This window comes from Parasphingorhabdus sp. (assembly GCF_049667325.1).
Taxonomy (GTDB): domain Bacteria; phylum Pseudomonadota; class Alphaproteobacteria; order Sphingomonadales; family Sphingomonadaceae; genus Parasphingorhabdus.
The window spans coordinates 1-10,186 of record NZ_JBATHY010000027.1; the positions used below are offsets into that span (position 1 = coordinate 1).

At 56.2% G+C, this 10,186-nt stretch carries 10 protein-coding genes; 5 read left to right on the top strand and 5 right to left on the bottom strand.

Going from position 1 to position 10,186, the window contains the following annotated elements; translation table 11 throughout:
• Positions 1-99: 99 nt before the first annotated feature.
• Positions 100-240, bottom strand: a complete 141-nt coding sequence (locus tag WBM93_RS01175) for a hypothetical protein (protein ID WP_197460259.1) — start codon at positions 238-240, stop codon at positions 100-102.
• A 422-nt stretch (positions 241-662) separates the two neighbouring features.
• Between WBM93_RS01175 and WBM93_RS01180 the strand changes: the two genes are divergently transcribed.
• Positions 663-1,730, top strand: coding sequence for an aspartyl/asparaginyl beta-hydroxylase domain-containing protein (locus WBM93_RS01180; RefSeq protein WP_424427330.1), 1,068 nt, complete (start codon positions 663-665; stop codon positions 1,728-1,730).
• A 47-nt stretch (positions 1,731-1,777) separates the two neighbouring features.
• Here WBM93_RS01180 and WBM93_RS01185 read toward each other — a convergent pair whose 3' ends face one another.
• Positions 1,778-2,479 (bottom strand): L,D-transpeptidase family protein, encoded by a 702-nt coding sequence (locus WBM93_RS01185; RefSeq protein WP_424427332.1) that lies wholly within the window; start codon positions 2,477-2,479, stop codon positions 1,778-1,780.
• A 169-nt stretch (positions 2,480-2,648) separates the two neighbouring features.
• Positions 2,649-4,400 carry a DUF885 domain-containing protein gene (locus WBM93_RS01190; protein ID WP_424427346.1) on the bottom strand — a complete coding sequence of 584 codons (1,752 nt, stop codon included), beginning with the start codon at positions 4,398-4,400 and terminating at the stop codon, positions 2,649-2,651.
• A 171-nt stretch (positions 4,401-4,571) separates the two neighbouring features.
• Between WBM93_RS01190 and WBM93_RS01195 the strand changes: the two genes are divergently transcribed.
• From WBM93_RS01195 to WBM93_RS01205, 3 genes are read left to right on the top strand one after another with little or no spacing between them, the layout of a single operon-like run.
• Positions 4,572-5,870: an MFS transporter gene (locus WBM93_RS01195; RefSeq protein WP_424427334.1), complete on the top strand. Its 1,299-nt coding sequence runs from the start codon at positions 4,572-4,574 to the stop codon at positions 5,868-5,870.
• A complete protein-coding gene (gene cysK, locus WBM93_RS01200) occupies positions 5,870-6,790 on the top strand; it encodes a cysteine synthase A (RefSeq protein ID WP_424427336.1) in 921 nt (306 codons plus the stop codon). The genes WBM93_RS01195 and cysK overlap by 1 nt, the downstream gene beginning before the upstream one ends.
• Positions 6,787-7,527 carry a dienelactone hydrolase family protein gene (locus tag WBM93_RS01205; protein WP_424427338.1) on the top strand — a complete coding sequence of 247 codons (741 nt, stop codon included), beginning with the start codon at positions 6,787-6,789 and terminating at the stop codon, positions 7,525-7,527. Before cysK ends, WBM93_RS01205 begins: the two co-directional genes overlap by 4 nt.
• A gap of 26 nt (positions 7,528-7,553) precedes the next feature.
• On the opposite strand, the gene WBM93_RS01210 is transcribed toward WBM93_RS01205, so the two are convergent.
• The gene (locus tag WBM93_RS01210; protein WP_424427340.1) at positions 7,554-7,826 is read right to left on the bottom strand and encodes a hypothetical protein; all 273 of its coding nucleotides are present in this window, start codon (positions 7,824-7,826) and stop codon (positions 7,554-7,556) included.
• Positions 7,827-8,096: 270 nt separating this feature from the next.
• Here WBM93_RS01210 and WBM93_RS01215 point away from each other — a divergent pair, with 270 nt between their 5' ends.
• Positions 8,097-8,885 carry an aspartyl/asparaginyl beta-hydroxylase domain-containing protein gene (locus WBM93_RS01215; RefSeq protein WP_424427342.1) on the top strand — a complete coding sequence of 263 codons (789 nt, stop codon included), beginning with the start codon at positions 8,097-8,099 and terminating at the stop codon, positions 8,883-8,885.
• 9 nt (positions 8,886-8,894) lie between these two features.
• Here WBM93_RS01215 and WBM93_RS01220 read toward each other — a convergent pair.
• A partial coding sequence (locus WBM93_RS01220; RefSeq protein WP_424427344.1) for an acyl-CoA dehydrogenase occupies positions 8,895-10,186 on the bottom strand: 1,292 nt, incomplete at its 5' end.

The window sequence follows — 10,186 nt, forward strand, 5'->3', positions numbered from 1 at the left end:
GCTTTCCAACGGATCATTGGCGGCGAGATCGAGCTGTCGCGCCTCTTGTTCACGGCATGTAGCGGCTTTTACGCGCATCGTTTGAGTCCTTTTTTCGCGCTATGTTCCGCGATTGCTTTTGATATTGTCGAGGCCCGGTACAACGCCAGACTTGGTCGAAGGGTTGGACGCATTGGTCTTTTTCTTCTCGGCCTTGGGCTTGCGGACTTCGCGGTTTGATTTTTTCTGTGATTTGGCCATGATTCTTCCTTCCGGGGTGATTTTCAGACGGCAGCCGGCGGGTTCACCTTGCGGAGGCGACGGATCGGATCGACTGTCGGCGAACAAACTCAAACAATATTGCTGCGAATGATGTCCTGCCTCAGGAAAGCCGACCAGAGTCATTTCTGATCGTGAAGAGACAATGCCAGTCAGGATTGCAATCTGGCAATCACGAAGGCCTGCTGAGCATATAGGGAGGCAACAAGGCGATTGTAAGGCTTGCTGCTTATCAGCGGCAATCAATTACGCTCAGACTGCAGCCAAATATTCTAACGTGGCTTGCAAAGCGCTCTTCGTGATTGACGTCAAATTCGGCAAGGTGACAATTTATCCCAATCAGTATCGGGCAATCCGTCGATTGACGCGCTTGTCTCCCAAACCAACACCGCTATAAACCGACCATGAATTTGCACCCTGACACCACTGGAACCTTGCTCGGTGAAGCGCGCGTCGCTTTGCGAGGCGGAGATGACGAAACTGCCGAAACGGCGTTGCAGAAACTGCTGGTGATCGACAAGCGCCATCTCGCTGCTCTTCTGCTGATGGGAGACGTGAAGGCACGGGCAGATGATGATCGGGCGGCGAACAGCTATTACAAGGCTGCGCTGAACATGGTCAGTGTTGGTGCCTCTGTGACCGACGATTTGCGAGCCGGGCTGAAACAGGCGGAAGCGTTTCTGGCCGGGGCGCACGGGCGATTTGAAGCATTTTTGCTGCGCAAACTGAACGACACCGGACTGGCCAGCGGTGATACACCGGTTCCGGTGCGCCAAGCCATCGATCTCCTGATGGGGCGCAGGGAAATATTCCATCAAAAGCCCTCTTTATTCTATTATCCGGGGATGCCCCAGAGGGAGTTTTACGAACGATCTGAATTTCCGTGGCTGGCCGATATGGAGGCCGCGATTCCCGATATGCAGGAAGAATTGCAGGCCGTGATCGCCCGAACGAGTGAATTCACACCCTATGTCCAGGGGCATCCCAATCGTCCGCGTCCGAATAACCCGTTGCTGGACGACCCCAATTGGGGGGCCTATTATTTCTGGAAAGACGGCGTCGAAATAACCGAAAATTCGGTTCACTGCCCAAAGACCATGGCCGCACTGGAATCTGCACCGGTCCCGGTCATCCACGAGCGCTCGCCGATGGCGCTCTATTCGGTGCTTGAACCGGGAACCCATATCGCGCCACATCATGGCATGCTCAACACCCGGCTGATCTGTCATATTCCGCTTGTGTTGCCGCCCGATTGCGCCTTGCGCGTCGGCGGGGAAACCCGGCCGTGGCAGGCGGGAAAGGCACTGATTTTCGACGATAGTTTCGAACATGAGGCCTGGAACCGCAGTGACCAGCGACGGGTTATCTTGCTGTTTGAAATCTGGCGACCGGAAATATCCGGGGAAGAGCGCCGCGCGTTGACGACGATATTCGAGGCGATAAACGAATATCAGAAACCGGTAGAGATATAGCAGTCTCCGCGCGATGGCCGACCGCGCCGAATGTCACAATCCGGATGTCACAATATAGTGTCGCCGACGCCCATCATCTTGCCATCGGTCACGATCACCCGATCGCCAAGCTTGACCTGTTCGAACAATAGCCGGGCAAATTCCAGCGGCACGCCGATACAACCGCGTGTCCCCCAACCCCATTTGACGTCGGAGGCATGGATCGCAACCCCGTCGTTGGTCAGGCGCAACATATAGGGCATCGGCGAGCCATAGATGTTGGAGACATGGTCCTTGCTCTTCTGGGTAATTGGAAAAACGCCGGTCGGAGTCGGCTTCAGGGAATCACCAAAGGTGATCACCGCAGCGCCAATTTCGTAACCGGCACGAAAGACAGAGATGCTCTCGGCCTTGAGATCGACGGTAACCACAAGCTCGCCAGCCGGTACACCGTCATCATCCCACTTATAATAGCCATGTACAAATGGCTCGTCGATCTGGAGGATGCGTTTGACGACAAATTTGTCGCTGAGCGACGGATTGGGAGCCATTGCGGCAACATCGGTGGCGATCGGTGCAAGAACTGGGTCTTCCTCCGCAAGCGGATCATCGCCCGGTTGCTCGGAAACCGCGGTCTCGATTAGTGGTTCAATAGGTCTAACGGGATCGGCGGCCGCGCGGGTCAACCCCATCGCCAGCAGCGCGATAATCGCCAGCGCAGCCATCAGCAGAACCGATGCGCTCACCCGGTATGCAATTTTCTCGACCATCGCTGATACTCCATTTGTTAAGGGAGTATTTACCATGGATCCGTGTCCGGGAATGACAGATATTTGGGTCGTCCCGCTGCGGTACGACAGCAGCGGGAGTGTTAAAATCCAGCGTTAACAGGCGGCATGATGTACCTGCGCCGGCCAGCACCCCTTTTTGCTATTACTGCTAGAAAACCGCCTTTGCTTCGGCTTCCTTCATCATCGCCTTGCGCACCATCGGAATCGGCGGGCCGCCATAGCCGAGAAACTCGTCGTGAAATTCCTTCCACCCTGCGGTGGCACCGTTTTCCTGAGTCTTCTGTTCGGCGAAATTGGCTGCGGTCCAGTCTTCGCGAAGCTTGCGGATCATCAGCTTGCCCATCGTATAGTTGAGATAGGCGGGATCATAAGTTCCACGGGCCGCCTGCTGGGTGGAATTGCCAAGATCCTGAAAGCATTCGTTCCGGAACATATCCAGACTCTCCGCCACCGTCATCCCCCGTGCGTGCAGACCGATCGCCGAAAGGTAGCGGCAGTTGCGGAGCAGCGCGTTGGACAGCTGACCGATTTTGGTTTCCGGATCGCCATCGTGGAGACCGGCTTCGACCATCATCTCCTCGGTATAATGCGCCCAGCCCTCGGCAAAGGCATATCCGACGAACAGCTTGCCGAATATCGATTCCGCGCGATTGGCGTGCAGGAAGTTGAGGAAATGACCCGGCCATACTTCGTGAATTGTTGTCCCGAGCAGATCCATTTTACCTGGAATATAGGCGGCGCGGGTCGCCTCGTCCCATGCCGGGTCTGGCGGGGAGATATAATAGACGCTGGGCAGGCCTTTTTCATAGGGTCCGGGAATATCGATATAGGCACTATTCTGGCGGTTATAGGGCGGCGATTCCTCGACTTGCGCCACCTCGGTACCGGGAATGCTCACGAGGTCTTTCTCGATCAGAAATTCGCGCAACGGCGGCAATTGATCGCGGGCTTCCTGCACCGGTCCCTTTTCCGGTTTGTTTGCCGCCATTTTTGCGAAACAGTCGACGATGCTCGCGCCCGGCGCAAAGGCTCCGCACGCTTTGGCCAGAGCCGCCTGATTGCGCCTGAGATCCGCCCGGCCAATCGCTTCCAGCTCGTCGAGCGAGATATTGACGCCCTCGGTTTTGATCACCATCGCGGCAAATTTCTCGGCGCCCAGAGCATAGCCATCCTTGGTTGCCGGAACCGATCCGATGTGACCGGCAAGATCCTTCATCGCCGCTGCTGCCGCCGCTGCCGCAACATCAAACTGGCGTTGAAGTTCGGTATCCTTCACCTCGGCAAAGGCCGCTTTCGCGTCGCCGGTAAAATAATCGGCAAAACCGCCAAAGCCTGCCTGACCATATTTTAGAAAGCTTTCCGGTAGCGGCAATTTCAGATTTTCCTTGATCTGCGCGGCGGCCGCCGGAACGTTGTTCGCATATTTGATAAACGCCTTCATCCGCGTTGTGGCGTCGGCATAGGGCCGGGCAATATAGACATTGGGGTCCAGCGCTCCGACATAATAAGCGGGGTTTTTGTGCGGAAAGTCAGCAGTTTCCAGCCAGAAAAGCTCGCCTTCCATGACATTGACCAGATAATCCCGCTCAAATTGTTCCGTTTCGCTGAGATCGCCGGCATCAATCGCCCGCGCATCCGCGATCGCCTGTTTGCGGACGTCGACCATTTTCTTTAGACCCGCTTCGCTCCAGTCGGGAAGCTGGCCGTCAAATTCATGTTTGCCCTGATAGACCGCGAATGTCGGATTGACGGGGAAATAGCCGTCCAGAAAACTGGAGAGATAGCTGCCCCAGGCACCGCTTTTGTCAATTTCCATTGCAGCAACCGGTTCATCCCCGATCTTCTTGCATCCGGTCACGGTCAAGGCGGCCAGCGATACTGCCAGCATCAGATTTCGCATTTTCATTTTTCTCTCCCCGGGGAATAATTCGTGTTTTAATTTTGCCGGTGCAGACTGGCATAGTCGTCATTGCCTTGGCCAGTCCTATTCGACGAACCGCCTTCCGGGAATTCTTGCGCTCCCGAAACGAATTGATTGCGGCAAGTTGCTTCAATCGCTAGCAGATAATCTGTGATCAGCCCGGCACCACATCCCTTTACCATAGCCAATTATCGCTATCTGTGGTTCTCGCGACTGGCATCGATGTTTGCGCTCTATGCGATGATGCTGATCCTCGGCTGGCAAGCCTATAATCTCGCCCGCGAGGATATGGGGATCAGTGCATCTGCGGGCATATTGGGCCTGCTCGGGTTGCTGCAATTTGTGCCGCTATTCATCCTGACCCCGCTGGTTGGATGGGTTGCCGACCATATGGATCGTCGCTGGATCGCGCGCATCGTGCTCGCTGGGCAGGCAATGATTGCGCTGGCTTTGGGACTGTTGACCGCTTCCGGCGGGATCACGCTGTGGACGATCTATATCATTGCGGTTTTGCTCGGTATCTGCCGGGCGTTCCTCGGACCGGCGATTACCTCGCTGGCGCCCAATCTGGTCCCCAAAGCATCGCTTCCCCGCGCCATCGCGCTCTCGACCATCGCCTGGCAGGTTGGCGTGATCGCCGGACCGGGCATGGCCGGTCCGCTTTACAAGGTCGATGCAGCCCTGCCCTATTTTGTCTGCGCTGCACTCTATGCGCTGGCGACACTGGCAATTTTCCTGATCGGCCCGGTACCGCGTGCTGCAGCGGACAAAACCAAAAGCCCCTTCCAGCAGGTCGGCGACGGCATGACCTATGTCTGGTCCAACAAGCTGGTGCTCGGCGCGATCACGCTCGATCTGCTGGTGATGTTCCTCGCAGGCGCGACGGCGATGATCCCGGTATTCGCCAAAGACATATTGCACGCTGGTGAAATCGGTCTTTCGCTGCTCGCTGCCTCGCCAGCCGTCGGCGCGGTGATCGTCGCGCTCATCTTCTCCTTTGCCCCGCTGAGCAAGAATGTCGGTAACAGCATGCTGGTGGCGATGGGCGTGTTCGGACTGGGCACAATCGGCTTCGGGTTCAGCACCAATCTATATCTGTCGATGGCCTGCCTCGGAATTTGTGGGGCCGCCGACATGTTCGGCGTCTATGTCCGCAGTTCGCTGATCCAGTTGCACACGCCGGATGCCAAGCGGGGCCGCGTGAATGCGGTCAGCCAGATGACCATCAGCGCCTCGAACGAACTCGGTGATGCGCTCTCCGGCGGCCTTGCCGTATTGGTGGGACCAATTGCTGCCATTGTCGCGGGCGGAGCCGGTGCTATAGCGGTAACCGGACTATGGTCGCGCCTGTTCCCTCAACTGGGTGCTGCCAAAACATTTGATCCGCCGGACGATCTGGAAACGGAACTGGCAGAAAAGAGCGAAAAAACGGATAGGAGTGCAGGATAATGATTGCAAATAACATACTCGAAACAATCGGAAATACTCCACATATCAAGATGCAGCGGCTGTTTGGCGATGCCAATGTCTGGATCAAGTCGGAACGCTCCAACCCGGGCGGATCGATCAAGGACCGGATTGGCCTCTCGATGATCGAGGATGCCGAAAAATCCGGCGCGCTCCAGCCCGGCGGCACGATCATCGAACCGACATCGGGCAATACCGGCGTCGGACTGGCGATGGTGGCTGCGGTCAAAGGCTATAAACTTATTCTGGTGATGCCGGAGTCGATGTCACTGGAACGCCGCCGCCTGATGCTCGCCTACGGCGCGAGTTTCGATCTGAGCCCCAAAGAAAAAGGCATGAAGGGCGCAATCGAGCGGGCCCAAGAGCTGATCGACCAGAATCCCGGCGCGTGGATGCCGCATCAGTTTGAAAACCCGGCCAATTTTGAAGTGCACAAGCGCACCACCGCCATTGAAATTCTCAATGATTTCAAAGATGACCCTCTCGATGCGATCATCACCGGTGTCGGCACCGGAGGCCATATCACCGGCGTCGCGGAGGTGCTGAAAGAACATTGGAGCCATTTGAAAGTCTATGCGGTCGAGCCATCTGCCTCGCCGGTTATCAGCGGTGGCCAGCCTGGCCCGCACCCGATCCAGGGCATTGGCGCCGGCTTCATCCCGGGCAATCTCCACACAAAATCTATCGACGGGGAGATCCAGGTTGACCCAAGTGATGCCAAGGCGATGGCGCTGAGAGCAGCCAAAGAAGAAGGCATGCTGGTAGGCATTTCATCCGGCGCGACGCTGGCGGCGATTGCGCAAAAGCTGCCAGAGTTAGGCAATAAGGCAAGAATCCTCGGCTTCAATTATGACACCGGCGAACGATATCTGTCCGTCCCCGAGTTTTTGCCCGAAGAATGAGCTCCATCGAGGTCCATAATTTCACCTATCGGCATGGTGATATAGAACTGTCCGGATATATGGCTCAACCGAGCCGCTATCCGCGTGCGGCCATCTTGATCGTCCCGACCATGGCCGGACCGAACAAGCTGATGTTTGATCGCGCCCGGTGGCTCGCCTCTTTGGGCTATAGTGCCATGGTCTCCGATATTTATGGCCAGGGCTTCGTCGAGGATATGCGCGAAGCGCGCGCGCTGGCGAACGAATTGCGTGCCGATGCTGAATATTATCGCGAACGGTTCCGCTGCGCACTCTCCGAATTGCGCGAGCGGTCAAAGCTGGGCAACCATCAGATTGGCGCGATCGGGTACGGCATGGGTGGTGAAATCGTGCTTGAAATGGCCCGCGGTGGAGAAGATATCGCGGTGGTAGTCAGCTTCCACGGACTGCTCGCGACGCCTTTGCCGGCCAAGCGTGGAACCATAAAAGCGCGAATCCTGGTATGCCAGGGTCGAGCCGATCCACTGGTACCACCCAAACAGTTCCGCGCGTTTCTGGAAGAAATGGATATTTCGGGAGCCGATTGTCACGTGCATATTTATTCGGGCGTGCTCCACGGATTCACCGATATTACAAGCAGCTCAAGGTCGAGGGACGCGGTCAAATACAATGCATCGGCGGACCGGCAAAGCAAGGCTGCCATGCTCAGCATGTTTGAGGAAGTATTTGAAACCAAAAAAACACCGGACCAATATTAGGTCCGGTGTTCCATTAGGCTCGGTATCTAGTCCGGCTTTCCGTCACCATTGTCGTCGAGCAGATCGGGCTGGCCGTCTCCGTCAGTATCCCAGGCATCCGCTTGACCGTCGCCGCGACGATCCCATGCGTCCACTAGACCATCACCGTCGGTGTCGATGGTAGGTGCCGGGATTTCAGATTTCTTGTCATCGGACAATTCGGGCTCTGCAGCATGGGCGGCGACCGATAGTCCCAATCCGACGGTAATCAGATAAGGTGTCAGCCGGCGCGGGCGCTTTGAGGGTTGGTTGGAATGCATTGCATATACTCCTTATGCATATCATTCCCCTGTCATCGACGTGCTGGCGGAACTGTGGCCGCGGGTCCAGCGGCGTTCGACCATATGGTTCAAAGAAACGCCAAACGGCTGTTGTCTGCAATCTATCGGCCAATAAACACATTTTGGCTTACCCGATTATCGATGCTGTCCCGGACAGATTATCGGCACCGGTCCGTCAAAAAATTGTCACATTCTTCGGTATAATCCGAAAAACGGGTCCGGGACAGTTCAACGGAAAGGTTGCCCACCATGTCCAGGAAAGAGGTTCACGAAGCATCTGCGACGGTAGCTGACACGAATGATCGGCCATTGATAATCAAGGTTGGCAAACGCCTGCGCGGGACAATGAACAGACTGTCGGCGGCACAATCAAAAATTCCGAACGAACCTATCCTTAAGGCCAGTGTCTTTCCATGGCTCGATCGCTTTTCCGAGAATTGGCAAATTATGGCGGAGGAAGCCGCTTCGATCTTGCGGCACCGCGATGCCGTGCCGCCACTCAATAATATTTCGCCCGATCATGCGCGGATTGCAGGCGATGGCAACTGGCGTTCGTTCTTCCTTGTCGGCTATGGCTATGAGGTCCCGGAAAACTGCGCGCGGGCTCCGGTGACCGCTGAACTGGTGCGCCAGATTCCCGATCTCAATTCGGCCTTCTTCTCCATCCTCGAGCCCGGAGCTGTGATTCCCCGTCATCGGGGGGTTACCCGTGGTCTGGTGACCTGCCATTTGGGATTGATCATCCCCGACAGGCCCGAAAATTGCGCGATTCAGGTTGAAGACACTACTCGCTTCTGGGAAAAAGGTAAGTGGCTGATCTTCGATGACAGCTATTATCACGAGGTCCACAACCGCACCGATCAGCGCCGGGTCATCCTGCTGGTTCAGGTGAAGCGTCCGATGCGCTTGCTCGGCCAGCTCGCCAATGAACTGGCCTTGTGGGGTATTCGCCGGTCACCCTTTGTGCAGGATGCCCGGCGAAATCTCGACAAGTGGGAAGAGGCCTATAAGCAAGCGGAGCGGAATGAAGCCGCTTGATCAAGCCGTTCAGGCAACCCCGAACATTTCCGGTTCCAGTGCCATTATCGCCTCGCTGCCGCCTTCGATTTTGCGACGGAGCGATCCTGCATCGGGCAGGAAACGTTCGGCGAAATATTGCGCTGTCACCAGCTTCGCTTCATAATATTTGGGGTTGTCGGTACCCGCGGCTAATGCCGCCTGGGCCGCTTTGCTCATCCGCATCCACATCAGTCCGAGCGAGACTATCCCCATTATGTGCATATAATGATAAGCGCCGGCGCCGGCATTGTTCGGATTGGTCATCCCGTGCTGCATGAACCACATGGTTGCCTTCTGGAGTTCGCCATTGGCCTTTTCCAGCGCTTCAGCAAATCCGGAAAGTTTGTTATCGCCCTTGGCTTCTGCAATTTCGTCGGCGACCACTTTGAAAAATGCCTGGACCGCGCGGCCGCCCTTGTAACCAAGCTTGCGCCCTACAAGATCCATCGCCTGGATACCGTTGGTGCCTTCATAGATCATCGCAATCCGGGCATCGCGCACAAACTGTTCCATGCCCCATTCCCGAATATAGCCGTGTCCGCCATATACCTGCTGCGATTCCGTCGCGATCTGGTATCCCATATACGTGCCGTAGCCCTTGACCACGGGCGTTAACAGACTGACCAGATCATTGGCCAATTCGCGCTCTTCTTCTGTCTCGGCCTTGTCCGCCAGATCGACCTGCAACGCTCCCCAGAGAACCAGCGCGCGCATCGATTCGGTAAAAGCTTTGCCGTCCATCAGCATCCGGCGCACGTCCGGATGTGCGAATAATGTATCCGCCTTTTCTTCCGGATCCTGCGCTCCGGTCAGCGCCCTGCCCTGACGACGGTCGCCCGCATAGATCACGGCATTTTGATAGGCGATCTCGCCTTGAGCCAGACCCTGCAAGCCAACGCCGAGACGCGCAGCGTTCATCATGATGAACATGGCGCGCAGCCCTTTATTCTCTTCGCCAACCATATAGCCGGTCGCGCCATCATAGTTCATCACGCAGGTTGAATTGCCGTGAATACCCATTTTTTCTTCTATCGAACCACAGCTCACGCCATTGCGCTCTCCCAGCGATCCGTCATCATTGACCAGAAATTTGGGCACGATGAAAAGCGATATGCCCTTGGAGCTATCCGGTGCATCCGGAGTCTTTGCCAGAACTAGGTGGATGATATTCTCGGCCATGTCGTGCTCGCCGGCAGAGATGAAAATCTTCTGGCCGGTGATCGAATAGCTGCCGCCTGGCATGGGTTCCGCCTTGGTCCGGATCAGCCCCAGATCTGTTC